Here is a 26,612-nt window from a genome sequence, read left to right as displayed (position 1 = left end):
GCTATCCAAGGGTAATTAGGAAGATGTTCAGAACTTGGCTTAAATAAAGAGATATGAAAAAACCCTCTAAAATAATGTGTAGAAGGGTTTTTCGTTTCAACCTGTTGGGTGGTCTTTGCTGTGATCCCGATGAGATTATATTTTGAAGGCTTACCGCCTAATGAACACTATGGCGGCGCGCAATCACCAATGATTAAGTAATGCATGAGATAGATTATTGCTGGTTTTTCAAGTTAAGATCGTAGCGTTCTTCACGAAGCGTTTTGCCCCATTGCTCCAATTTTACAGACTCGGTTGGCACAAAGCCTGCTTTCTTATACATGGCAATTGCCTTTTGCTGCACATCGGTAGTTAACAGATAAACATTATTGAACTGCTGCTCGCGGCAGTATGTAAGCGCTGTAGAAAGCAAATGTTTCCCTACGCCCGTTCCCCTGAATATGGGGTGTACGAGGAACCATCTTAATTGCGCCTCATTATCGGGCTTGGCTATAATAGCGATGCAGCCAATGATCTGCCCGTTATAGGTGGCAAGCCAGATCTTATCTTTTAATGTATCGTAGTGTTCCAGAAAATCATAAAAGGTTTTGACCACATATCCTTCAAACTCCTGCGAATAGCCGGATTCGCGTGCATACAGTACGCCATGCAGATAGATGAGATAACCAACGTCACCCGGCTTTAAACCTTCCCGATAGGTAACTTGATGCGACAGCACCTGATTGCTGTAATCAGCCGATAATAAGTTCTCAACAGTTCTCATGGAGTTTACCAGCATAGTCGTCTCATCAGCCGAAAGCCTCTTTAGAAATTCTTCTATCTGGCGGTCAGACCTTCCCTGTAATTCACTTAGTAATGTTGACCCTTGGGCGCTTAAACTGATATGCTGAATGCGAGAGTCGTCTTTAAAAGGTGTACGGGCAACAACCCCATCATTACTAAACATCTTGATGATTTTGCTCAGGTAACCTTTATCCAAGCCAAGCAATACTCCCAGTTCCTGGGAAGATATGGGCTGGCGTAAGCCTATTTCAAATAGGATGCGGGCTTCGGCCAATGTATATGGCCCATTTAATATATGCTCATTCAACAACCCGAGGTGGGCGGTGTAGAAGCGGTTGAAACTTCTGATTTGCTCTATATCTTTTTTCATAAAGCAAATATAGCGTTATGGTTGACAATTATCAACAATTACTGTTGATAATTGTCAACTTTTTTACGCGTTTTCATTTTCACTTGCCAGATCCATACGCTCAATTCGCTGTAAAACCTTGTCTTTCACCATCTTAATGGTACCTTGTTTGTCCTGCTCCAGTTTTTTGATTACCTCTTCGGCGCCCGGAGGGTTGTATTTTGAACCCCATATCATTAATTCAATAATTGCCGGGACGAGATCAATGCCTTTTTCGGTAAGCCTGTAAATAAACTTGTTCTTCTTTTCCAGTGAAACAGTTGAGGTGATGAACCCATTGACTTCTAATAGCTTAAGTCTGTCAGCTAGAATATTGGTTGCTATTTTTTCTTTAGAAGCCAGGAAATCACCGTAAGTGCATTTATCGGTAAAAATCAAATCCCTAAGAATCAATAATACCCATTTATCTCCCAGGTAATCTAATGAAAACGAAATCGGGCAATCGGACCGGTGATGAATTTCTTTCATGACATTAAAATGATACATTATACTTGCAATTTGCAAGTATAATATTCTACCTTTGTTTACTTGCAAATAGCAAGCAAATTTAGGTATTAATAATTAAAATAAAAAGCAATGAATTTCACAAACAAAACAGTCCTGGTAACCGGTGGTGGTTCAGGCATTGGTTATGCAACCGCGAAGCTTTTGAGCGAAAAAGGCAACAAAGTCATCATCTCAGGGCGCAATGCAGAAAAGCTGGAAAAGGCAGCGAGGGAATTAGGCGCAGATTATATCGTTGGCGATGTGACCGATGCAGAGGCGGTAAAGCGCCTAATGACTAAACTGGAAGCTGAGTATAGCGATCTTAGCGTACTCATCAATAATGCCGGTGTCGGCTTCGTTTACAAACTGGGTGAAGGCGCTAACGCCATTGAAAAAGCGAAACAGGAATTTGAGACCAACTATTTTGCCCCTGTTCGTTTGATCGAAGCTTTGTTGCCGCAGTTGAAAAAACAGCCTGAAGCAGCTATAGTCAATATTACTTCTAACGTGGCCTTCCATCCGCTGGTCGTTTTGCCAACTTATTCTGATGCCAAAACAGCCTTGCACTCTCACTCCGTGGCTTTGCGCTTAACGCTCTCATCAGGCACTAATATCAAGGTTTACGAGGTAATGCCTTCACTCATCAACACCGATGCTACTAAAGATATGGGAGGCGAGCAGCATGGTTTGCCGCCGGAAATAGCAGCGGAAGATATTTATAATGGAATCAGTGAGGATCGTTATGAAATATTTGTTGGCGAAGCCGGCCGGCAATACGCGGATTACTTTGCAGATCCCAAAGCAGCTATCGCCAAATTCAATCAGGGACTTTATTAATTCGTTATGACAGACAGAAGAGATTTCATTAAGCGAACCGGCCTGCTATCGATGGCTGGTATGATTGGCACTAATAAGCTATTTGCTGAAAAACCAGCTAAAAACACATCTTCATCTAAACAATCAAAGTGGGCAGATGGCTCAAGATTGGTGGTATCAGCTACTATGCTTCTTGAGTCAGGAGGCCAACCGGACAACGCCCCAAGCCCTTTTCCGCCAAACATGAAGCCCGGTTACAGGGATTTGCCTGCCGCCACCTGGTACGAATACGGATATAAAGAGGGTATTCCCCGCATGCTGGATAACTGGGATAAATTAGGCATCAAGGTAACAACGCACATGGTGGGTTCCGCTGTGCTGAAAAATCCGGCGCTTGCTAAAGAGATTGTCGACCGTGGGCATGAGGCATCAGGCCACGGCATGACCTGGAAAGATGAATACAATATGTCATATGATGAAGAAAAGAAATTCATTAAAGATGGATTGGATGCGATCAAAAAAGTAACCGGACAAACTGCGGTGGGTTACAACGCCAACTTTCTGCGCCGTAGCGAAAATACGCTGAAAATATTACAGGAACTGGGATGTGTTTATCATATTGATGATTTGAGCCGTGACGAGCCGTTTATCATCAAAGTTAACCAAAAGGATTTTGCTGTCGTCCCGTACACCGTGCGCAATAATGATCTGGGCATGATCGAGTTGAAAAATTTCTCACCTGATCAATATATCACACAGGTAAAAATGGAGTTCGACCAGCTTTATGAAGAAGCAGCTACCCGTCGAAGGATGCTATCGGTAACTTTTCATGATCGGGTAAGCGGCACGCCGCAGATGGTCAGGGCTGCAACCGAATTAATTAAATACATGCAGCAGCATCCGGGTGTTTCATTTAAACGCAAAGATGAAATAGCTGAAATGACATTAAAGGATGCTACGAGTCTTCGTGAGTAAAGTTAATTAAATAAGAGGCTGCATAACCTGCGGCCGTAAACCAAGTAATTTTATTATGGCAAAAATATTAGTAACGGGAATAACGGGCGCTGTCGGAAAAGGTACAGTTGAACATTTATTGGGAAAAGGGGTTCCTTCAAACCAGATCATTGGGCTATCCCGGAAAAAGGACGGCCTTGATGATATAGTTGCCAAAGGTGTTGAGCTTCGTATTGGAGATTACCTCGACTATGATTCTCTGCTCCGGGCTTTTAAAGGTGTTGATAAAGTAATGCTTACCAGCGCGGTCGCCTTTTCCGACCGGTTTACCCAGCATTATAACGTGATCACCGCTGCCCGCCAGGCAGGTGTTAAACATGTGGTCTATATGGCGATCATGCGCAAAAAAGGATCAGGTCGTATGATGCCGGAAATTACTGAATCAGATTTATTTACTGAACAAGTGCTTAAATCGTCCGGCCTTGATTATACCATTTTGTACCATCCGCCTTTTACAGACATACTATCGATCTATTATGATTCCAATCCCTATGAAAATGGAATAAAAGTTCCGGCTGTCAATGGCAAAATGTCACCTGCGACAAGAGATGAACTGGCGGAAGCTCACGCTGAAATACTGTCTACCTCCGGGCATGAAAAGAAAACCTATTCGTTAGGCGGAAGCGAGGCGATTTCGTTCGCTGACATTGCCAGCATCCTGGCAGAAATAAAAGGAAAACCTGTCACTTTCTCCAAGATTACCGCGGAGGAATATATAGAGGGAATGGTTGCAAAAGGAACTCCCCGAAAGGTTGCTGATTTTCTCACCAATTGGGTAGTGGCAATCGAAGATGGTGAATTCGAACATCAGTCAGGCGATTTAGAGCGGCTATTAGGTAGAAAAACAAAAACTTTTAGGGATTATATTGAATGAACTTTCGCAAGGAGTGGACGGTTTATCATGGATCGGTACCCAGATTGAAAACAGCGTTTACGGGTAGTTTGACGATCTTCACAGGATAAATTTCCCTGGCTACAAAACGGAAAACAGCAACGCTTCTAAAATATTGTCGCCGCCGAATCAATCTTTGCTACTAAATATTTCCCCATATATCTTTTCCATAGCTGCAAACTCTTCCGCTGTGATCCCGGCGAAATGCTTTTTACGCCGGTTAGGAAAGATTCCTTTATTCTGGTACAGAAAAACGATCACTTCGTTCAATTTGCGGTCCGGCATATCAACCAGGTTTTGCAGGTCGCCTTTGAGCTCATCATAGCGTTCCAGAAAAAACAGTTCCTCAGATAGATCATGCCGAATGGTTGACTGGATGGTCTGCGCCAAATAAATACTTTGCATCGGATAAGGAACCGGTGGATACGGCCGTTGCCATCTGTTTTTAAACTGAAAATCAAACCAATACAAGGCACCAGTATTAATTCGGTGACCTAATCCGGAAGAATGAATAGGTGACCGATTACTTTGATTTAGATTGAACTAACTTGCATTGAATTTCTTAAGAAAGTAGAGGGGAAGTTTGTAAAAAGTGGGTTTCTAAGCCAGAAACCGCATTAAAAAAAAAAGCCTCTTTTTTCAAGAGGCTTTTACTTCAAAACGTTCGACCTGTTGAGTGGTCTTTTCTGTGATCCCGCTGGGACTCGAACCCAGGACCCCAACATTAAAAGTGTTATGCTCTACCGGCTGAGCTACGGAATCTTCCTTTTAACTTTTTCGCTAGTGAAAGCGTTTCCGTTTAAAGTGGTGCAAATATACGCTTATTGTGTATTGCCTGCAAACGTATTTTAAATTTATTTTTAAGTAAATAATAACAATTTCATTATCAGCAATTAAGGATTATAGATACCAACCTTAGCACCATCTCCAGCTAACAGAACAAGGTTTCCACGCTTTGCTTTCCTGCAAACGTTGTAACTTTTGTCATCTATTTTACGCCACGTTTTACCACCATCAGTAGAAATATTACTACCTGAAGTACCTGTCGCAAGAAAAGTCTGCCCGTCGATGAACTCCACCCCGGACTGAAAACCTGCCGGACCAACCTGTGGGTTGCCGCCATTACTCAGCTTTTTGATCCCTTTAAATACATAAGCAACAGAATCAGCAACAACATCTTTAGCATAGTTGCCACCTACTACTATGGTGCTATTACTGCCGGTGGCAAATGAAAATGCTCCTCTGCTGGGTGTACCGTTGGTTAAAGGCAGCATAGTTGATGTCCACTTTAAATTGTTTGCATCAGCTGTCAAGATACGGCTTTGGCTGCCACCTGTTACAATAGTTAACATTGGAGTCGCCCTTATACAGGTTCCGCTGGCTGCAAATGCCGCCTCATCTTTTAAAGCTTCTGGGCCATTGACCTGTGCCCAGGTACTGCCGCAATCTTTAGTTTCCAGTAACAGAAACTTACCGTCTATCGGGTCGCCCAGTATAAAGCCATGTTTCTCATCGGCAAAGTCCATTGCGTCTAGAAAGTACTTTTCCTCTGTTTGGCGGTACCTTTCCTGCCAGGTTACACCACCATCAGTAGTCTTTAATATAACTGCTGGCGAGCCCGAACTCATTACTATAGCCTCTTTACTGCTAAAGGCTTCAACATCCCTAAAGTCGCTCTTCTCATACCCTTTCACCTGGTTCCACGCCCATGTCTTGCCACCATCTGTACTGATAGCGAAACTACCGCGGCTTCCGCTTACCCAGGCTACGTTATTATTTACAACCGAAAGTCCGCGGATACTGGCAGACGCGGGCTGATTCAGCCGGGTTATGGTTTGGGCATTTACAAATACCGGGCATAACAGCGCGGCAAGGGCAAGTAATTTAAAAGCTATCTTCATTTTACGCGGCTCCAATTTTCAGTTCTCCCTATCAATGATATACCAATATACCCGCGAATTTTCAACACATCGCCCTTAAGCGTCATTTTACAACTATAAGTTTTGCCAGACTTCGGGTCGTAAATGGTACCATCTTCATAAACATCATCACCATCAAAAACGAAATCTTTGATGATCTCCAGGCCGAGTATAGGTCGTGAGCGTAGTTCCGCTTTCGGGTTCTTTTCGTCTGTTTTAGGTTTGCCAGTTTCATCATTAGGCGCTTTAATCCACGCCAGTTTGCCATAAAACTTACTACCTTTCTTGTAGATAAGTATCTGGCCTTCGCCCGTCTTGCTTAGCCACTTTCCTAATATTGCATCTGCATTCTGTGCAGATGCTGTAATCACACAGGCAACGGCCAGTACAGTCGTTAAAATTATCTTTCTGATCATAGTATTTTTTAGAATTGCTTAGCCCAAGGTATACGTTTACGTCGGTTAATACAAAACGTTCACAATTTTGCATTAATTTTTAATTGCATGGGTCAAACCGTTATATTTGCAGCCTCATAAATGCCAAATACTTCATCAACGCTTTATGAGTTGTTCTATAATGCCCGGATGGCGAAATTGGTAAACGTTGCGGTCTCAGAAGCCGTTGAGAATTGTCTCTTGAGAGTTCGAGTCTCTCTTCGGGCACATCCCTTTAGTCTTAAGTAAAGTTTGTCGGTTAATTAATCACAGCTGTTTACTTAAGACTTCTTATTAAAAGGCCCGGGTGGCGAAATTGGTAGACGCACCATCTTGAGGGGGTGGCATCCGTAAGGTTGTACGAGTTCGAATCTCGTCTCGGGCACATTATCTATTCTCTTACCGTTATACTTTCTTTCCCAAACATTTACATATTTTTGATGGTAGAGATAGTATAAACATCCATCTATTATGAAAAGACGTTCTTTTGTGAAATCAACTCTTTTAACAGCCGCTGCGGGCACAGTTGCTCCGGCAGTCGCGTCAGCAGCTAACAGCGCGGTTCCGTCGAAAGGTACCGATTATTACGAACTGCGTGTATACACGCTTAAGAATAACGAACAGCAAAAATTGGTAGAAGACTTTTTGCAGAATGCTGCCATTCCTGCATTTAACCGTATGGGGGTAAAACATGTTGGCGTGTTTACCGAACTTAAACCGGAAGCACAAACCAAACTATATGTACTTATACAGTATAATGGCATTGCGCACTTCGACCATATCTCGGACAACATAAATAACGACACGGCGTATAAAACTAAAGGTGCCGCTTACCTGACTGCGCCTGCATCACAGCCGGCTTACGAGCGGATAGAAAGCTCCCTAATGAAAGCTTTTAAACATAGCCCGGTTCTTGCTGCTCCAGACAAAAAGACGAGGATATTTGAGTTACGCCAGTACCAGAGCGCTACTGAAGCAGCCGGCCAGAAAAAGATAGAGATGTTTAACGATCAGGGTGAAATAGACATCTTTAAACGCCTTGGCTTTAAACCGGTATTTTGGGGCGAAACCATTATTGGTCCGCTAAGGCCAAACCTTACTTATATGATCACCTTTGATGATCTGGCTGCAAAAGATGCACACTGGAAAGCTTTTGGCGGCGATCCGCAATGGAAGAAGATTAGCTCGGTACCGGAGTACGCCGATGCCCTGTTAGTCAATAAAATAACATCAACCCTGCTGGTGCCAACAGCATACTCACAAATTTAACTGAGCAAAGGTAGCTGCAATGCTACCTTGCTACATATCTACTAAGTAATGCAAGAACCATTTGACGTTCTGGCTGGCGGAGTTGTATACTCCGTTTTCCCGGAAGAAGACAATGTTTACACCATTTTTAAGGCTGGTGTAGAGTACGGTAAAATTGAGAAGGATACCGAAAACCTTTGGATAAAGCTTAACCCGGAAACTGAATTGCCGATGTTTGGCGACGACCCTGAAGTGAACCGCATTGGCGAAGCTATAAACAATTACGTTCCTGAAGAGGAAGACGAGGACGAGGAACTGGAATAGCCTGGTGCTATAGCTTATATCGTGTTTTATTCATTACCTCCAGGTTCTTTTATAAAAACTATTCAGCGCCTTTCAGGGTTCTAACAAAAGTGCTATCTTGACATTGCCAATCAAACACTTTTTTATGCCCGAAAAACAACCCGAAATGCTTCCGGAGGGAGATGTGCTCTCTAATGGAACGCGGCGCGACTTTATAAAGCAAACGTCGTTGCTTACCGCGGCGGCTTTAACTCCTCCATTAGCCTTGGGGGCAGCTACCGGCCATTTAGACGGCCATTTAGACGGCCATACGGCTGATGCCGCCGAAAAGCTGCCGCTTAACATGGAGGTAAACGGCAAGCCATACAAGCTTTCCGTTGAGCCACGGTCTACACTGTTAGATATACTTCGTGAACAGCTTGACCTTACCGGCACAAAGAAAGGTTGCGACCATGGGCAGTGCGGCGCCTGTACCGTACATATAGACGGACAACGCGTAAACTCGTGCCTTACACTTGGTGTGATGGTTAACGACAGGAAAGTTACCACCATTGAGGGATTAGCCAGTGGCGACAACCTGCACCCAATGCAGGAAGCTTTTATAAAGCACGATGGCTTTCAATGCGGTTACTGTACACCAGGACAGATCATGTCGGCAGTGGCATGCGTGCGCGAAGGTCACGCCAATTCCGAAGCAGAAATACGTGAATACATGAGCGGCAACATATGCCGTTGCGGCGCTTACCCCAATACTGTTAATGCTATTTTAGAAGTTAAGCAGGGAGGACAAACCGTATGAAACAATTTCAATACGTACGCCCAACCAGCCAGCAAGCCGTGCTGGACGTGATAGCTAAACCCGGCAGCAGGATCATAGCCGGCGGCACCAATCTGGTAGACCTAATGAAGAAAGGCGTAACCAGTCCGGACAGGCTGGTAGATATCAATCAACTTCCGCTAAAAAGTATAAATACTACTGCAAACGGCCTGCACATTGGTGCACTGGCACTAAATTCAGCAGTGTCTGAGAATCAACAGGTATTAGATAAGCATCCGTTGCTATCAATGGCGCTAAAAGCAGGTGCATCACCCCAACTGCGCAACATGGCAACAGTTGGCGGCAACATGATGCAACGCACCCGCTGCCCTTATTTTTACGATACAGCAATGCCCTGCAACAAGCGGGCACCCGGTACCGGTTGTGGCGCAATGGGCGGTTTTAACCGCATGCACGCTATTTTTGGTACCAGCCCGCAATGTATTGCGGTACACCCAAGCGATATGTGCGTTGGCTTAGCTGCGCTGGACGCATCCGTCATCATAGCTGGTAAGACCGGTCACCGAAAAATACTGTTTACAGATTTCCATCGCCTCCCCGGAGAACATCCGGAGAAAGACAACAACCTTGCCCCCGGCGAGTTGATAGTTGGTGTGGAAATACCGGACAATAACTTTGTAAAGAACAGTTACTACCTTAAAGTGCGCGACAGGCAATCTTACGCATTCGCGCTGGTATCTGTAGCTGCCGCGTTGGATATCCAGAATGGTGTTATTAAACAGGCACGTTTGGCAATGGGTGGCGTAGCACATAAACCATGGCGATTATTTGATGCCGAAAAATCGTTGGTTGGTAAAACACCTACTGAAGAAAGCTTTGCACAGGCGGCGGCTATTGCCATGCAAGGTGCTAAAGGACGCGAGTTCAATTCATTTAAACTTAAACTTGGCCCGGCTACTATCACCGAAGCCCTTAAACACGCGGGAGGATTGGTATAATGGAAATGGACCTAACGAAAACAATCCCAACTTCTGCTGACGGCATGAGCCGTATTGACGGACGCGCAAAGGTAACCGGTGCTGCTAAATACTCGGCAGAATATAAATTGCCCGGCATGGTTTACGCCGTGTTGGTAATGAGTACCATTACCAAAGGCGCAATTGCCTCTATCGACTCAAAAGCTGCGGAAAAAGCGCCCGGAATACTGGCGGTATTAAGCCACCTGAACGCGCCCAAAGTTCCCGGGCATCAAAAAGCTAAAAACCCCGGCAAGCCTGAGGTAAAAAGCGGTCCTCTGAGAGTTTTTAACGATAACAAAATATTATACAACGGCCATCCCGTTGCCATGGTTGTGGCAGATACCTTTGAGCGTGCGCAGTATGGTGCATCGTTGGTAAAGGTGACATACAATAAGGAAGCTCACCAGACAAAGCCACCTGCCGAACTAAAAGGCAAGGCACCATGGGGCGGTAAAGACGACATCCGCGGTACCGAAGATGCATGGCAGTCTGCACCGGTAAAGCTGGAGGCAGAATACATTATACCTACCGAAGTGCACAACCCAATGGAACTGCACGCCATCATAGCGCGCTGGGATGCTCCTGACAAGCTAACGGTGTGGGACAAAACGCAGGGCGCTATTGCTACGCGGGATGATATTGCAAAAGCCTTCAATCTAAAGAAAGAGGATGTACAGGTAAACTCACAGTTTGTGGGTGGTGCGTTTGGCAGCGCGCTGCAGGTTTGGCCACATGAGATTGCTGCCGTATTAGGTGCGCAAGTTGTTAAACGGCCGGTTAAACTGGTACTAACCCGACCGGACATGTTCACTTCTGTTGGTTACCGGCCTTATACCTGGCAAAAAATTGGCATGGGTGCAACTGCCGATGGCAAGCTGGTTGGCATTACTCACGAAGCTACAGGGCAGACATCTACTTATGAAGACTTTGCCGAAGGGCCAATAGGTACCAGCAAGGGACTTTACGAATGCCCTAATGTTACCACCCGCTACCGGCTTATCTCGTTGGACGTAAATACGCCAACATGGATGCGCGGTCCTGGTGAAGCAACAGGTGCTTTCGCGCTGGAGTCTGCATTGGATGAGTTGTCGTACCAGTTGAAAATGGACCCTATAGACCTCCGCATGAAGAACTATGCTAAGGTTGACCCGGAGAACAAAAAAGAATACTCCAGCAAGTACCTTGACGAGGCTTACCAGATGGGTGCGAAACAAATAGGCTGGACAGATCGTAAAGCCGAACCAGGCACCTTGAAAGAGAATGGCTGGCTGGTTGGTTACGGTATGGCCGGTGGCATGTTTGGTGCATACCGAGATACTGCTACGGTTAGAGCAATCTTTAATGTTGATGGAACTCTCGTTCTACAAACAGCGGTAAGCGATATTGGTCCCGGCACCGGGACTGCGGCTGTTAGCATTGCCGCAGAACAGCTGGGTATAGCACCTGAGAAGATAAAATTTGAAATGGGCGACTCTTCCCTGCCCTATGCGCCAATGCAGGGCGGCTCGTCCATCACATCAACAGTAGGCTCCGCTGTGCACGATGCCTGCGTTGTGATGAAAGAAAAGTTTCAGCAACTGATGGGCAATGGCGGTAATGACAAGTTGGACTATGTTAAAATACTGAACGACAAAAACCTGCCATCGCTGGAGGTGCTTACCAAATCGCAGGGCGGGCCTAACAATCAAAAGTACTCCATGCAATCATGGTCGGTGCATTTTGTAAGGGTGCTGGTTCATCCGGCTACGGGCGTCGTAAAAATAAACAAGGTGGCCTGCGTTGCCGACTCCGGCCATATTGTAAGCCCTAAAACCGCGCGCAGCCAAATTGTAGGCGGCGCTATTGGCGGCATTGGTATGGCTTTAATGGAAGAAGGTGTGATAGATCACCGTTACGGTAGGTATGTAAACAACAACCTGGCCGACTATCACGTACCGGTAAACGCTGATATACCACAGATAGATGCTATGTTCGTGAACAAGCCCGATCCTTACATCAACCCCATTGGTGCTAAAGGTATGGGCGAGATCGCATTAATAGGCATGTCTGCGGCGGTAGCTAACGCGGTTTACAACGCCACCGGAAAGCGTGTTCGCGATTTGCCTATTACGCCTGATAAGCTTATTGGATGAAGGAGTTAACAGACATTGTTAATGCTTATGACATCGCCGCCCGAAGCGGCATAAAAACCGCGCTTGCCACAGTTGTGCAGGTAGAGGGATCTGCTTACCGGCGAGCCGGAGCGCGGATGCTGATCACGGAAGACGGGCAACTCACCGGTGCAATAAGCGGCGGCTGTTTAGAAGGTGATGCATTACGCAAAGCACGGTTGGTTATTCATCAGCAGGAAGCTATGCTGGTCACTTACGATACCATGGATGATGACGACAGCAAACTAGGCGTTGGCCTGGGTTGTAACGGCATCATACATATCCTTATAGAACCTATAAACGACAATGGCACCGGTCCTATTGGATTTCTTAAAGCCATTGTAGATAAGCGTTTACCGGGGGTACTTGTTACGCTGTTCTCCATCGAAGATCGCAAAGCACCCCAGCCCGGAACGTGTTTATGCCTTACTACCGAAGGGTTGGAAATATCAGGACTGGAGGACTCAGATCATCGGCTCTCCCTCATCAACGATGCACAACGTGTTTTTGATCAGCAACAATCTGAAACGCGGATTTTTACAGGCGAAGTGGAATACACGGCGTTCGTGGAATTTATCAAGCCACTTATTACCCTTGTAGTAATTGGTGCCGGTAATGATGCCATACCGCTTACTAAAATGGCCGCCGTGCTTGGTTGGGATGTAACCGTTGTAGACGGCAGACCCAATTATGCCATAACTGAAAGGTTTTCTTCAGCAAGAAAAGTTATTGTTGCAAAGCCTTCGGAAGTATTACAACACGTTGATCTTAATCCGCAAACAACGTTTGTGCTGATGACGCATAACTACAACTATGAACTGGCCCTTTTACAAGAGCTTCTTCCGCTGCAACTCCCTTACGTAGGCATACTCGGCCCTAAAAAGAAGCTGGAGCGCATGCTTGCAGAACTGGAAGATAATGGATTTAATATTACTCAAGATCAACTGAACAGCATCTACGGTCCTGTAGGCTTGGACATCGGTTCGGAAGGTGCTGAAGAGATCGCCTTGTCCATATTGTCGGAAATCAAAGCGGTATTATCGTCACGGCAGGGGTATTCGCTTAAGTTTAAGCCATCGCCGATCCATACCACCCAAATCAAAAAAATCATCAGTTCATGACGGCAGTAGTTATTCTTGCGGCGGGCTCATCATCACGATTAGGCGAACCGAAACAAACGCTCATTTACGATGGCAAAACACTTATACAGCATGCTGTAGAGGCTGCAATAGTATCTCAATGCCGGCCAGTTGTCGCCGTGGTAGGGGCTAATCACGAGTTGGTTAGTTCTTATATTCCTCACCAGGATGTACATATCATCTTGAATAACGAATGGGCGGAAGGGATGGCATCATCCATAAAGGCAGCGGTTAATTACATGCTGCATGATTTTGACATCGACAGTGCCTTGTTCATTCTTTGCGATCAGCCTTACGTGGACAGTAAGTTACTTGATGCTATGCTCCAAAAGAAGCAAGAGAGTGGAAAAACTATTGTTGCCTGCGCTTATGGCGACACGGTTGGAGTACCTGTTCTATTCGACAGGAGTATGTTCAATAACCTTCTGCTGCTTAAAGGCGACGAAGGCGCAAAAAACATTCTCAGAACCCATCCTGAGGAAGTTGCAACCATCCCGTTTGATAAAGGTGTCATCGATATTGATACATGGGATGATTACAACAATCTTCTTTCTCTGGATAATTAATTATTTAAGGATCGTATCCAGGTGGCAATCTTTTGTGCGTCCTGTGCACTTACCTGCGGCATAGGCGGCATTGGGGTCGAATAATCCGGCCAGTGCTCCGGTTTCGGGTTCTTGATCAAAGCCATTATCTGCGCTACAGTGTATTTTCGTTTGGCAACATCCTTAAAAGCCGGGCCTACCTGCCTCGTGTTCGGGTTGTGGCAAGACAAACAGGTATTCTTTTGTAGCAGTGGCTTTACTTCATCATAGGTTAGCGCTTTTGCAACAACTTTACCTGCAGCCGCTGTGGTTTTTGCCGGAGCGGTCTTAACAGCCGCTACAGCTTTTACCGAGCTCTTTTTGCTCACCTCAGCTGCAGTTAGTTTTTTCCCTTCCGGGATGTTGTTTAGCGTGTAGTAAGCCGTAGGGTGCACCAGGTTAAAGTAACCTTCCTTATCGCGGATGCCATCTAGTGTAATGGTGTGGATGTAGTAACGGCGTAGGTTATCTACCACTATCCGGGCTTTCAGTCCGTCCTCTGATACCTTTACACCTGTTACGGCGCATTTCTCGGTATTAACCGGCGGGCTGCCGTATACACCGTGATATTTATAAATATAGCTATCTACCTTGTAAGAGGCCAGGTCTTCCGCAACCTTCCTGTCTAAAGGTTTAGTAAACTCTATCTCAAAGCCGTCAGGCATGGCCCTGATGGCGCGCATCTCAAACGGAATATGGTTGTTCCACACCAGGCGTTGGAGGCCCATGGTAGCCTCCCCTGCAGATCCCCAGCCACGGTTGGTTTCGCCTGCCGCTAAAGATCCATCAGGCAACCAGGCAAGCCTCACGACACCCGACTGAAAACCGCTCCTGAAAGCCCACGCAGCACCCTGGTACTCTCCGTTAACTTTCTCCAGGAAAATGCGGTCTACCATACTCTGCCCCTGATCGCACACCAGCAGCTGGCCGGAGAACGGACCAAAAGCGCCTTCCGGTATTTTTACGATCTCGGAGTTAGATATACCCAATATGCCATGTGGCAACCACACAGCAGGCAACTGTAGTTCGGGTATTTCCTTTTTAGCCTCGAACTCCGTCTTGAACTTTTCGTTTTCGATGTTCAATGGTTTAAAAGGCTGACCGCTCTTATCGAATTCTATCCTCGGATTGTTCATTGAAAAAAACTTTTCGGACGTCAACTTCAACGGTGAATTAGGCAGATTGGTCCACACCAAACTGGCCGGGTGCCCCATAAAACTACCTTTGTTTACCGGCATGATACTGCCCGAGCCAACCCAGTCGCCCTGATTGTCGGTGTACCAAAGCTGCCCGTCTATCATACTGATGCCGCAAGGCGAGCGGAAACCCGCTGCCCATGGGGTAACCTTGCCATCTTCGGTAATGTTAAGCGCCCAGCCACGGTACGGTACAAAGCTTTTGGGGTGCCACCACTCCGGCGGAAAGCCAAGATTAAGTGTTACAAAGAAACTTCCGTCAGGTGCCAGTTTAGGGCCGAAGCTGTACTCGTGGTAATTGCCGGAGAGCGGCCAGGCGTAAACCGTTTCAAATACATCAGCTTTACCATCCATGTTGGTATCAACCAGTTTTGTCAGTTCGCCGCGTTGTACCACGTATAAAGCGCCATCCTTATAAGCTGCTCCTAACACCTCATGTAAGCCCGATGCAAACTTGCGGAAGAACGGGCGCTGACTGGTTGGGTTCTCTACAATAAATATATCGCCGCGACGAGTAGTTACCGCCAGGCTGCCGTTAGGCAAAGTGCACAGGCCCCCAACTTCCAGTATGGTACCTTCGGGTGCCGGCACTTTCATGATCTTAAAAAAGTCGTCCTCTTTTGGAGACTCTGCCTGAGCAAATACTTTCGCGCTTCCGCCCAGCAACATGCAGGTTAATACGCCAATTGCAAACCTGCCTATCATGTGTTTATATAAATTCATCATCAGCTGTCTCGTTAAAAAATGATAGAATAGGTTAATTTTTGTTTTATTGGGATAAGCAGTTCCTGCATCCCTCCTACGCTACGGATGGCCGGCTTTTCGCCTGCTGCATCATCCAGCCTGATGTAGTATTGGTCGTCCACCTCGTACCAGCCGTTCTTTAGCTGTTCTATTTTGTTGCCCTGCGCCAGGTGGAACATAGCACCCGGAATTGAACCATTTACCGCAACGGTGCGTTGCAAGCCTTGCCCGCCTGCTATAACTGTACTGGCATCGGCAACGCTTGCGCCGTATAGCTGGTATTTAAACGTTGGCCTGCCATCGGCATCCAGCACATATCCTTTAGGGCGATAAGCTGTAGCTGCTGTATCTACAGGCCATGCAGCATCGGCCGTAGCCAGCTTTGCAATTGCAGGCACTGCTTTGCCAAAAAACTGTGTTGAGCCTGCTGCCCTTGATGATCCGTCCCCGCGTTCGTGCCACATCGGGGTGGCATCCAGGAAGCCGCCGCGCCAAAGCTGAACGATCATGCCTTTATCCATATCAAAAGTGTAATGTAGCTGATCTGTGCTGCCTACGTTCACCCCATGGGTTACACGGTAGTTGCCCGGCAGATCGGTAAAGCTGCGTAGTATAGTGTTCTCCGTAGCGTTGATCAGGATAGGGTCAACAGGATCGTTATTGCTAACGTTCGCATCGGTAAGCGTGTATTCGCGTATACCCGGGCCAGCTACGGTAAGCGCAAGGGCTGCTTTTGCCCAGTCCACAGTTTTAGCGTAGAACAACTCAAAAGGCTGGTCGCCTGCTGCAAGCTGGGCGCTGCCACCGCCACGATTGTTTGCGAGCGCAATAACCGGTTTACCGGCAATACGTAAACCACCTTTTCCACCGGGAACGCTCAACCTGAAAGTGTACTCGCCGGGATCGTTAATGTGCATTACACCAGTATACTTCAACAGGAAATCGTTGGCTAGCTTTACCTCGTTGGAGCTAAGCGACTCACCGGTTCCCTGCGCTTCAGGCTTTAATGTTTTATAATCCGGTTCGGCATCAAACGTGCCTTTGTAAACTACATATTTTAACTGCGATACGGTTGGATGCGGCTTATCAAAGCTGGTATAGCTGATGTTTTTAAAAGCAACACTGCCATGGTCGCCCTGTAAGCGAAGCGGACCGGTAGCACTTTCCTTATTGTCATACGCGCCACGTGTAGGGCCAGACAGTTCAACATTATCCTGTATAAGAACGCCGTTAAGTGTCAAAGCAAGAATTTTTGCATTGGCTATTTTATTTCCCTGTGCCTCAAACTTAGGTGCTTGGAAAGATATTTTGATATGCTGCCAGAGGCCGGGCGCGCGGCTAACATTTTGGCGCGGCGCATGGCCTTCGTAACCTTTCATACCATCGGGTTTACTATCGTCCCAGCGTTCGTAAATACCGCCATTATCGCCCGATTTAGGGTTTACTGTGCCCCAGCTATCCAGCAGTTGTATCTCGTAACGGCCCTGCAGGTAAATGCCCGAGTTAGCGCCTTTGGCTACCATGTAGTCCATCTCCAGGTCCAGGTCTCCATGCTGCAGGTTAAAGTACAGGTCGTGTCCCGGGTTTTTCTCGTCACTTCTGTTCACCAGCACACCTGTGCCGTTACCGGTGTCAAATTCATTCATCTTGTCCATACCGGCATGAATGCTCCCGGCTATTTCCCAGCTTTTTGGAGGAGCGGCAAATGCAGACAAATCGGTTAAAGAAACCTGATTTTTTAAGGCCTGCGCCCGCGCGTTACCCGCAGCCGCGAGGCACGCCAGCGACAAGGCGGCACAAGCAGCATTGTAGAATAGTTTGTTCGTCATAATTGGTAGAGCTTACGGTTTAAAGCCGCCAGCTTTTATTTAATTGGTTATTACTTCTTCTTTGAGATATCTATACTCCGTTTAGCGCCTTTATTATCTACAACATCAACCGAACTTACATCTGCACCTAGGCTTACAAACCTTGCAGATTGCGAAAGGAACGATGAACCAAAATACAGCTCCTGCTTGTCTGTCCGGCCGTTTTTGTACCGGATAAGGGCGTAAGCATCATCCGGCTTAACATCCACGGTAGCTGCCGTCCGGTTTAGCTTAAATACCTTTGTCCAGTCGTGGTTTTGAGTTGCAGCGAGCAGTTCATGTCCCTTGCCGTCGCGCAGTTTAGCTAATGCTTTACCATTACCCGGTATATAAATGCCGCTTTGCAATATACTCAGCGGTTTAAAGCCGCCTTTGCCATCGCCTTTCAGCACCAGGCCATTCATGGCATCGTACCGGCCAATAGCCACGTCAGTACCATAATCGTTACCGTTTATTACCAAATCCAGGTTGCCGTCGCCGTCAAAATCGCCTGTTTCCATACCATTTACTACAGACACCTGTGCTTCTATAGGCAGGGGTATCATGGTAAACTTGCCGCCGCCATCGTTACGTACAAAGCAGCTTTTTTGCATGTTCACCTTTAGGCGCAGGGCACCTTTCAACTGTTCCGGCGTGAAGATGTCCTGCATAGTTGCGATAGCGTACGACTTGTAATTGGTGTATTTCTTTTTCATGCTGATCATTTGCTTCAGCATATCATCACGACCCTGTACCGGGAACTCTTTCATTTTGCCATCCTTGTCTTTAAAAAAGGTTGATGGTACAGCACTGTAGGTATGGCTGTTGTCGAAATCCTTGGCGGTAATATATACAGGATATTGGTCACTTGCCTGTAAGATAGTGTTTTGGCCGGTATTGCCTACAATGTAGTCCACCCTGCCGGTATGGCGAAAATCGCCGGCTACTATGGAGTTCCACCAGCCCAGGTTGTTGCTGATACCGGTGTTTGCGGTGACATTTACATATTTACCATGATCGTTCTTCAGGAAGGTGACCGGCATCCATTCACCGGCAACCATAAGGTCCTGCCATCCATCATTATCAAAATCAGTGAACAACGCGTCGCATACCAAACCAACATTCTGCAGAGCGGGTGCAATCTGCGCCGTAACATCGGTAAACTTAGGCTGACCGTTCTGGCTGTCATTCCGTAGTATAATGCTTGATACCGGCTTAGGGTACTCCCATGGCTTTACACGGCCAGAGATGAACAGATCCAACTTACCATCTTTGTTATAATCCACCGCGCGTACGCACAACTTACTGCCTAGGTTAACCGGTAAGGCGTTTGTACTTAGTGTAAAGTTCCCTCTACCATCGTTAAGGTAAAGCCTGTCCTGGTATATAGGGCTGCCTGCAGGCGCCTCGTACCCTGAGCTTGCACAGTATAGGTCGGGCTTGCCATCGCCGTTGGCATCAAACAACAATATACCGCCATCCTTAAAGTTTAAGGTTGGCTCCGGTGCATTAGGCAGCAGATCGCGCTGCCTAAACTTACCATCAGCCTGCTGAAAGAACACCTGTGCCTGGTTGTAAGTGCTGCCACCTACTATCATATCGTCTAACCCGTCGGCGTTAACGTCTCCCACGGCAATTGCGGGGCTGTATTCCGACAGCTTGTGCGGCAACAGCTTTTGTATATTAAAATCTATGGTTGACGCATCTTTACTGGAATAGTGAACGCCTACAGAATCTGTCACATCTTTAAACAGCCCTGTTGCTACTTGCAAATTCGGCGTAGGTACATAATTTGTAGATGCGTTGGCAATATCAACCTTCAGCCGCTGGTCTGCTTTTACGTTGACGAGCTTTTGCTTCTTACCGTTTGGCCACCTTATCAAAACAGAGTCCATCATGCTCACCTGCCCCAATCCAAAATGGCCGACTACCTGGTCGGTCGACAAATAACCGCGGTAAGGATTGTTCTCGTAGAACTGTTGCTTGCCATGATCGTAGTAAATATTTACCAAAGTACCCAGTCCATTTATGTTCTGGCTATCGCCTTTGAAGAAGACTTGCAAAAAGTGTGATTTTTGCAGATTTTCGTCATCATCTCTGGCTGTATTCCGGTAAATAGATGCTTTATCGTTCACATTATTAACGACCATATCCAGCGCGCCATCGTTATCCAGATCGGCATACACCGCCCCGTTGGAAAAGGTAGGCGTCTCTAAACCCCAGTCGGTACTTACATCTTTAAAGGTAAGGTCACCGTTATTCTGGTAAGCGTAGTTGTGTATCTTAATTTCAGGTATCTGTTTGAGCACCATTTCCTTAGATGCTACTGCATAAGCTTCCTGTCGATAGGTCATGAAGTCCCGGTCAGACACATCCCTTGGGAAGCCGTTGGTTATGATCACGTCTCTATAGCCATCGTTGTTAAAATCGGCCACCACGGGTGTCCAGCTCCAGTCGGTTTGTGCTATACCGCTTAAAAAACCAATGTCGCTGAATACCGGCGTACCAGGTTTGCCGTCCACTCCCGGCCGTGGTCCACGGTTCAGCTGAAGTGTATTGCGAACGTATTGGTATTGATAGTTGAACTGCTCGAAATTCTGATACGTTTGATAGCTATTTGGCATCAGCATCATCTTTTTGCGATAGTTATCCTCAGGATTCATATCTAACTCAATGACATCCGCAAACCCGTCATTGTTGATATCTACAATGTCCTGACCCATTGCATTCAAAGATGTATGTTTAAAATACTCTTTTGAACGGTCAGTAAACGTACCGTCATGATTGTTGATATACAGGATGTTGTTAGAAATGAAGTCATCCGCTACGTAGATGTCTTTCCAACCGTCGCTGTTAATGTCTACCGTTGATGCCGAGTGCCCAAAGCCCGGAATAGTTACACCAGCCTGTACAGAAACATCATGAAAAACAGGATGTTGAAGCTTACTATCCCAATCGTTACGATATAGCTTACCTGTTTTAAAGTGCGGCATACGAGCGCTTGCAGGCCCAAATACATTAGGGTTATAAGAGGAGCTGGCATTGTTTACCACAAGGTACATATCCAGGTCCCCGTCATTATCATAATCAAAAAAGCTTGCCATGGTAGATTCGGTACCGGCATGCAGGCCGTATTCTATGGCCATATCTTTAAACTGCGGCACGCCGTCCTTATCTACACCTTTATTGATGTACAGGAAGTTGTGGCGCCTTGTAGAGTCTTTGTAAATTGTATTGCTAACGTAGATATCTGCAAGTCCATCATTATTAATGTCAACTATCGATACTCCTCTGCCCCAGCGTCCACTACCGCCAACACCAGCCTCGTTAGTAACATCGTTAAATTTAAGATCACCTTTGTTCAGGTACAATTTGTTGGGCACCATATTACCTGAAAAATACAGGTCTTGCAGGCCATCATTATTAAAATCGCCCACACCAACGCCGCCGCCATTGTATATGTTGACCACGTCCAGCGGGTTAATGGAATCATTTTCTGTAATCTCGTTATTAAAATCTACTCCGGAATGAAACGAAGAAACACGTTCAAACTGGCTCTTTTTTTTGCAGGACAAAAAACAGGATATAATCAAAAAAAGAAAAAACGCATTGTAGAAAAACTTCATATTCAGGTTCTATAGCTCTTACAATATCAGCTTTTAAACTGACAAAACACACGCAACGGAAAAACACAAAAAGGCCTCCCCAAGGGGGAGACCTCTTATGCATCAACTTATAAACCAATCATTATTGATATGCAGGATTTTGCGTTAAGTTAGGGTTTAGGCCGATAGCTTGTTGCGGAATAGGCAGCAAGTCGCGACCTTCCGGTAAAGTAGTACGGTAAACACCGTGTGCTTTACCATCAGCTGTCGGGCCAAACGGGTATGGCTGAGGGGTAGTAGTAGCATCAGTACCATAAGCGTTTTTGATGAAAGCCGAAGCTACACCCGGGCCTGCGCGGCGAAGGTCGTAAAATACAGAGTATTCGCCGGTAAGCTCGTGCCTGTACTCGCTTAACACCATTTGTAAAGGATCTGTTATAGGAGCGGCAGGCGTTCCGTCAAACCTGGCACCGTCCTGCATTACAGCAGGAGCAGTTCCACCAAAAGCACGATCTCTAACAATTTTCAGATCGGCCATTGCACCAGCAACATCACCGGTGCGTACTTTACATTCGGCACGGCTCAGCAACACCTCCGCGTAACGCATTAATATCTGATTTTGTGAACCAAAAATTACTTGGTTGCCAGTACCACCTGTAAGCTGCGGATCGCGCCATTTCTTTGCACAATAGTAGCCAGAACGTAATTGGTCAGACACTCCATACCATGGACGGGTAAGCGTACCGTTAGTGTTGATGATGGAACCATTATCAGCTTTATAACGGTCGTTACCAGCAGCAAAACCAGCAATTACCGCAGGGTAGCCCTTTATGCCACCCCATTTAGCAATAATGCCCGGGCTTTTAACCTCATCGCCGGGACCTATAATGGTTACGGCTTTGCGTTTGTCTCCAGCCTGGTAAGAATACCACAATCCAGGATTAGCATAATCATAACCGAAGTTTGATATCTCTTCCGGCCAGCTAAAGTCATCTATCCAGGCAACTTCGCCACCATTTTGCCAGCCACCATCCCAGCTTTGTGAGCCGGATACTTCAAACTGGATTTCGAATAGTGACTCGTCGTTATTCTGATGGTCAAATTCATGAACATCAACAAAATTGGGAAGCAAATGGTAGTTGCTGGTAAGTTCAGGGTTGTTAAAAGCTGTAAGCGCGGCTGCGTAATCTTTTAGCCACATTTGTGCAGCGCCCTCGTATGCGTAAGCTGCGCCTTTTGTAGCGCGACCTAAATCGGCAGCAGGCAAAGTTGTTTTTGATAACAACAATGTTTCTGCCTGCTTCATATCTGCTACAACCTGTTTAAATACATCATCCTGAGATGAACGTGGAGTTAAACCATCTGTAACAGACTTAAGCTCCAATGGTACACCGCCGAATGAACCGGCAAGATAATAATAAGTCATACCGCGCAGGAAGTAAGCCTCGCCTGTTAAACGATCTGCAAGGGCAGATGTAAGTATGCCTCTCGCTTTTGCGTCAGCAATAATATCAAACGCTGAGTTTGCGCGTGCGATGCTTATGTATGCATTATTCCAGAATACGGATAAAGCTCCAAAGCTTGAGTTAATCTGGTAGTTGTTCCATGCCACGTCAGCTCCGTAGTTGTAAAAGTCGTGCGTTTGGAAGTTTGCATAATACCAGATACATTTTTTTAACAGGTCACTGTTCTGATAGCCGTCATATATACTGTTCACCAATGCAACCACATCTCCGGGTTTTTGGAAGGTGGCCTGAGCAGATGATTTAAACCTGTTCGTTTGCGATAAAAAGTCTTTTTTACACGCCAGCGGAGACATTAAGGCTGCCGATAACGCTAATAATGTAATCGCTTTTCTCTTCATTTTCATATCATTAATTTTTTAAAGCGTTATTATTTAAGAGTAACATTTAAGCCCACTGTGAAGAACCTTGAGCCCGGGTAAGTACCATTGTCAATGCCGTTTTGTGTAGCGTTACCACCCTGTATACCAATTTCCGGATCAAGACCGGTGTATTTTGTTATTGTGAAGAGGTTTTGAGTTGATAAATAGAACCTTACTTTAGAAAGGGATGCTTTGTTAATCAGTGCTGTTGGCAAGGTATAGCCCACGGTAACGTTCTTTAATTTTAAGAAGCTGCCGTTCTCCACCCAAACATCAGACGGAACGTTGCTTAGGATAAGCGCATCACTATAGGTAACACGGGTGTACCTGTTAGATGGGTTAGTTGGCGACCAATGGTTTTGAGCATATTGGCGACTAACGTTCTCCACTCCTACGAAACCGCGGTTTTGGAAACTCTCCAGTGAGCTTTCCTGATAGTTAAGTATTTTGTTACCGTACATACCATAGAAGTAAGCGTTGAAGTCAAACGACTTGTAGCTTAAATCAAGGTTAAATCCACCAAAGAACTTTGGAAGCGGGCTACCGAGGCTCACCTGATCGTCAACTGTTACGTGGCCATCGCCATTTGTATCAACAAAATAACGGTCGCCAGCAGATGTTGCAGATTGATAGTAAAACGGATTTGCCGGGAACTTAGCGGCAGCAGCAGCATTAAGTGCATCTATTTGAGCTTGAGATTGTATTATGCCATTTGTTTTGTAGCCATAAAACTCCCCAACTGGTCTGCCAATGTAAGTTTTGGTAAAAGTATTGTCAGCCCATCCTGGTCCGGTAAGCGCGAGGCCACCAAAGTTGGTCACAAAATCGGTACCTGATGTAATGCTCGTTAATTTGTTCTTGATAACAGACAGTGTCAAACCTAAACCGTAACGGAAATCTTTAACGCTGTGATTGTAATTAACAGCAAACTCAAAGCCCTTGTTCTCCATGCTACCTACGTTCTTGGTGAATGAGGTGTAACCAGACTGAGCAGGAGCAGCAATGTTTAAAAGGAAGTCTTTTGATGTACGCTTAAACCAATCTACTGTGAAGTTAAGATCACCGTTAAGGAATGACGCATCCATACCTATATCTGTTTGGTAATCTGTTTCCCAGCGAAGGTCAGGGTTGGCAGGTTGTATCTGCGCAATACCGCCCTGGTACAATTTATTAAATGGATAACCAAGGTTGCCGCTGCTTGCAGCTGGTAAACCGGTTGAATATAGTGCCTGGTACCTAAAAGGAGCTATAGGGCCCTGGTTACCTGTTTTACCGTAGCTACCGCGGAACTTTAAATCGCTGATCCAGCTCGCGTTTTTAAGGAACGACTCTTCTTTAGCCCTCCATGTAAGGCCTGCTACCGGGAACACGCCATACTGATGACCCTCATCAAACTTTGATGAACCGTCTCTACGTACGGTACCGTTGATTGAGTACCTGTCCAGGAAGGTATAGGTAAGCCTTGCGAATTGCGATGCCAATGTTGTGATGGTTTTACCGTTACCATCAACATCAAACTGCAGGTTACTTAGCTGCGCCAGATCACGGATTACGCTATTTTTTGGTATACCACTGGCACCATTTGCTGTAAATGAGGTGCTCTGCTGAGAAACACCGCCAACAAAGCTGATTTTGTGAGCGCCGAATGTTTTGTCATAAGCTAAGGTGTTTTCCCAAAGCCACTCAAATGTATTGTTCTGACGCTGGCTGTACAAAGCGTTTGTTGGAACAGCTGCAGGGTATTGCTGCTGTATACGGGTGTCTTCAGGCTGAAAGAAAGAACCTGAATAAGTGTTTAAACGAACGCCCGCGTTAGTCTTGATTCGCAAGCCGGGTAATATTGTAGCCTCTAAAGATGAAGTGGTAAGCAGGTTGTTACCAATGTTCTCATATTCGTTGGTCTCTATGTTGTAAACCGGGTTGTTATACTTGGCAGTATAAGTATTGTCCGGATTGTAGAAACCATAATTGCCATTTGCATCTTTAATTTGGCTGGTAGCGCTGTTACCACCATCAAGCGTAGGAATTAATTGGGTTAAGTTACCTAAAGAACCGGTTCCGTAAGGGTTGTTTGATGTTTGATAGGTATACTTGGCGCTGGTTGATGATTTAAGCCATGATGTTGCCTGATAGTCAAGGTTAAGGCCAACGGTTACTCTTTTAAAATAAGAACCAAGTACAATACCTTTCTGATCATAGTAACCTACAGATGTAGCGGACTGAACCTTGTCACTACCGCCACGTATAGCAAGGCTGTAGTTTTGAGTACGGCCTGTACGGTATAATGCATCCTGCCAATCTGCTGTTGTAAGCGATTGCGGGTTACGCCAGATAGGTAACTCCACAAAGTTAGGATCAGCGTCGGCTACCTGGTTCGCCAATGTAGCCCACTCCTGCGCGTTAAGTAAATCATACTTTTTAGGTTGCGCCTGAAATGAATTGTAAGCATCTAATGATACTTGCACGCCATCTTTCCTGCCCTTTTTAGTGGTTATAATAACAACACCATTTGCACCACGTACACCGTATATAGCCGTTGCTGACGCATCCTTCAAAATGTCGATAGATGCGATGTCGTTTGTGTTGAAATTATTGATACCACCTTCAAGAGGGTAGCCATCTACTACATATAACGGGTTGTTACCGCCGCTGGCCAAGCTACCCACACCACGAATGAGGATAGAAGTGTTACCGCCGGGAGCACCGTCATTTGCCTGCACCTGAACACCAGACGCACGACCCTGTAAAGCAACTTCCAGGGACGGAGCCGGAACCTTATTCAAGGTTTCTGAGCTTACCGAACTGATTGACCCTGTAAGGTCCTTTTTGCGTGCTGTACCGTAACCTACCGATACAACTGCAACCTCATTAAGGTTGCTGATGTTAGGCACCAGGGTAGCACTGTAAACACTTCCTGCACCAAGAGCTATCTCCTGGCTAGCATAGCCCAGGTAAGTTACCACCAGGGTGCTCGCTCCTGCTGGTACATTTAGTTTGTAAGCACCGTTTACATCGGTTGTTACGCCGGTGCTTGTGCCTTTTACTTTTACACTGGCACCCACCACCGGACCAGCGTCCGTAGAGGATATCACACCAGTGATCTGCCGTGATTGCGCATACCCGGCTAAACTCATCAAGCAAAATGATAGGCTGAGACCGATAAGCACCACAACATTTTTAATTTGTAGTTTTTTGATCATACATTAATTGGTATTAAGTTTTGAAATTGGTTGTTGACAATAAAGGTGTTGGATGGCTTTAACGTCAGCATAAAAGTATCACAGCAAAAAATGGTTATATACCACAATTGTTAACGTTTATATAACAAATGTTAAGCACGTAAAAAGCGGCCCTGAATAGC

20 protein-coding genes and 3 tRNA genes are annotated in these 26,612 nt (G+C 46.0%); 12 read left to right on the top strand and 11 right to left on the bottom strand.

The window, feature by feature from the left end; all coding sequences use genetic code 11:
* Positions 1-214: 214 nt before the first annotated feature.
* Both AC59GT_RS15050 and AC59GT_RS15045 read right to left on the bottom strand, forming a co-directional pair.
* A complete protein-coding gene (locus AC59GT_RS15050; RefSeq protein WP_497238391.1) occupies positions 215-1,153 on the bottom strand; it encodes a bifunctional helix-turn-helix transcriptional regulator/GNAT family N-acetyltransferase in 939 nt (312 codons plus the stop codon).
* 63 nt (positions 1,154-1,216) lie between these two features.
* Positions 1,217-1,660 carry a winged helix-turn-helix transcriptional regulator gene (locus AC59GT_RS15045; protein WP_497238390.1) on the bottom strand — a complete coding sequence of 148 codons (444 nt, stop codon included), beginning with the start codon at positions 1,658-1,660 and terminating at the stop codon, positions 1,217-1,219.
* Positions 1,661-1,768: 108 nt separating this feature from the next.
* On the opposite strand from AC59GT_RS15045, the gene AC59GT_RS15040 reads away from it, so the two are divergent.
* Genes AC59GT_RS15040 through AC59GT_RS15030 form a run of 3 tightly spaced genes read left to right on the top strand, consistent with a single transcriptional unit; the run spans position 1,769 to position 4,382 of the window.
* Positions 1,769-2,515 (top strand): SDR family oxidoreductase, encoded by a 747-nt coding sequence (locus tag AC59GT_RS15040; RefSeq protein ID WP_497238389.1) that lies wholly within the window; start codon positions 1,769-1,771, stop codon positions 2,513-2,515.
* Between the two features lie 6 nt (positions 2,516-2,521).
* Complete coding sequence (locus tag AC59GT_RS15035) at positions 2,522-3,469, top strand: polysaccharide deacetylase family protein (RefSeq protein ID WP_497238388.1); 948 nt, start codon at positions 2,522-2,524, stop codon at positions 3,467-3,469.
* 55 nt (positions 3,470-3,524) lie between these two features.
* Positions 3,525-4,382, top strand: coding sequence for an SDR family oxidoreductase (locus AC59GT_RS15030; protein WP_497238387.1), 858 nt, complete (start codon positions 3,525-3,527; stop codon positions 4,380-4,382).
* 147 nt (positions 4,383-4,529) lie between these two features.
* Here AC59GT_RS15030 and AC59GT_RS15025 read toward each other — a convergent pair whose 3' ends face one another.
* The 4 genes from AC59GT_RS15025 to AC59GT_RS15010 all read right to left on the bottom strand — a co-directional run bounded on the left by AC59GT_RS15025 (position 4,530) and on the right by AC59GT_RS15010 (position 6,735).
* Entirely contained in the window at positions 4,530-4,805 is a 276-nt protein-coding gene (locus AC59GT_RS15025; RefSeq protein ID WP_497238386.1) for a hypothetical protein, read from the bottom strand.
* A 284-nt stretch (positions 4,806-5,089) separates the two neighbouring features.
* Positions 5,090-5,162 (bottom strand) — tRNA-Lys (locus tag AC59GT_RS15020).
* Positions 5,163-5,293: 131 nt separating this feature from the next.
* A complete protein-coding gene (locus AC59GT_RS15015) occupies positions 5,294-6,301 on the bottom strand; it encodes a WD40/YVTN/BNR-like repeat-containing protein (protein ID WP_497238385.1) in 1,008 nt (335 codons plus the stop codon).
* Entirely contained in the window at positions 6,298-6,735 is a 438-nt protein-coding gene (locus AC59GT_RS15010; protein ID WP_497238384.1) for a DUF2147 domain-containing protein, read from the bottom strand. Before AC59GT_RS15010 ends, AC59GT_RS15015 begins: the two co-directional genes overlap by 4 nt.
* Before the next feature lie 162 nt (positions 6,736-6,897).
* Here AC59GT_RS15010 and AC59GT_RS15005 point away from each other — a divergent pair.
* From AC59GT_RS15005 to AC59GT_RS14965, 9 genes are all read left to right on the top strand, one after another.
* Positions 6,898-6,981 (top strand) — tRNA-Leu (locus AC59GT_RS15005).
* A 73-nt stretch (positions 6,982-7,054) separates the two neighbouring features.
* A tRNA-Leu gene (locus AC59GT_RS15000) sits at positions 7,055-7,138 on the top strand.
* A gap of 86 nt (positions 7,139-7,224) precedes the next feature.
* Positions 7,225-8,022: an NIPSNAP family protein gene (locus AC59GT_RS14995; RefSeq protein WP_497238383.1), complete on the top strand. Its 798-nt coding sequence runs from the start codon at positions 7,225-7,227 to the stop codon at positions 8,020-8,022.
* Positions 8,023-8,070: 48 nt separating this feature from the next.
* On the top strand, positions 8,071-8,325 hold the full coding sequence (locus AC59GT_RS14990) for a hypothetical protein (protein ID WP_117382620.1): 255 nt from the start codon (positions 8,071-8,073) through the stop codon (positions 8,323-8,325).
* Positions 8,326-8,449: 124 nt separating this feature from the next.
* Positions 8,450-9,103 (top strand): (2Fe-2S)-binding protein, encoded by a 654-nt coding sequence (locus AC59GT_RS14985; protein ID WP_497238382.1) that lies wholly within the window; start codon positions 8,450-8,452, stop codon positions 9,101-9,103.
* Positions 9,100-10,080 (top strand): FAD binding domain-containing protein, encoded by a 981-nt coding sequence (locus AC59GT_RS14980; RefSeq protein ID WP_497238381.1) that lies wholly within the window; start codon positions 9,100-9,102, stop codon positions 10,078-10,080. The genes AC59GT_RS14985 and AC59GT_RS14980 overlap by 4 nt, the downstream gene beginning before the upstream one ends.
* Positions 10,080-12,233, top strand: a complete 2,154-nt coding sequence (locus AC59GT_RS14975; protein ID WP_497238380.1) for a xanthine dehydrogenase family protein molybdopterin-binding subunit — start codon at positions 10,080-10,082, stop codon at positions 12,231-12,233. The genes AC59GT_RS14980 and AC59GT_RS14975 overlap by 1 nt, the downstream gene beginning before the upstream one ends.
* Positions 12,230-13,372 carry an XdhC family protein gene (locus AC59GT_RS14970; protein ID WP_497238379.1) on the top strand — a complete coding sequence of 381 codons (1,143 nt, stop codon included), beginning with the start codon at positions 12,230-12,232 and terminating at the stop codon, positions 13,370-13,372. Before AC59GT_RS14975 ends, AC59GT_RS14970 begins: the two co-directional genes overlap by 4 nt.
* Positions 13,369-13,956, top strand: a complete 588-nt coding sequence (locus AC59GT_RS14965; RefSeq protein ID WP_497238378.1) for a nucleotidyltransferase family protein — start codon at positions 13,369-13,371, stop codon at positions 13,954-13,956. The genes AC59GT_RS14970 and AC59GT_RS14965 overlap by 4 nt, the downstream gene beginning before the upstream one ends.
* Here AC59GT_RS14965 and AC59GT_RS14960 read toward each other — a convergent pair.
* The 5 genes from AC59GT_RS14960 to AC59GT_RS14940 all read right to left on the bottom strand — a co-directional run bounded on the left by AC59GT_RS14960 (position 13,953) and on the right by AC59GT_RS14940 (position 26,385).
* Entirely contained in the window at positions 13,953-15,896 is a 1,944-nt protein-coding gene (locus tag AC59GT_RS14960) for a c-type cytochrome (RefSeq protein WP_497238377.1), read from the bottom strand. The two genes, AC59GT_RS14965 and AC59GT_RS14960, sit on opposite strands and share 4 nt — an antisense overlap.
* 11 nt (positions 15,897-15,907) lie before the next feature.
* Entirely contained in the window at positions 15,908-17,743 is a 1,836-nt protein-coding gene (locus AC59GT_RS14955; RefSeq protein ID WP_497238376.1) for a 3-keto-disaccharide hydrolase, read from the bottom strand.
* A gap of 50 nt (positions 17,744-17,793) precedes the next feature.
* Complete coding sequence (locus tag AC59GT_RS14950) at positions 17,794-21,336, bottom strand: VCBS repeat-containing protein (RefSeq protein ID WP_497238375.1); 3,543 nt, start codon at positions 21,334-21,336, stop codon at positions 17,794-17,796.
* Between the two features lie 172 nt (positions 21,337-21,508).
* The gene (locus AC59GT_RS14945) at positions 21,509-23,236 is read right to left on the bottom strand and encodes a RagB/SusD family nutrient uptake outer membrane protein (protein ID WP_497238374.1); all 1,728 of its coding nucleotides are present in this window, start codon (positions 23,234-23,236) and stop codon (positions 21,509-21,511) included.
* Between the two features lie 23 nt (positions 23,237-23,259).
* Entirely contained in the window at positions 23,260-26,385 is a 3,126-nt protein-coding gene (locus AC59GT_RS14940) for a SusC/RagA family TonB-linked outer membrane protein (RefSeq protein WP_497238373.1), read from the bottom strand.
* Between the last annotated feature and the right edge of the window lie 227 nt (positions 26,386-26,612).

This window comes from Mucilaginibacter sp. 320_HR, from assembly GCF_059691875.1.
The sequence above is the reverse complement of the archived record's forward strand: the minus strand, read 5'-3'. Positions and strand labels throughout refer to the sequence as shown.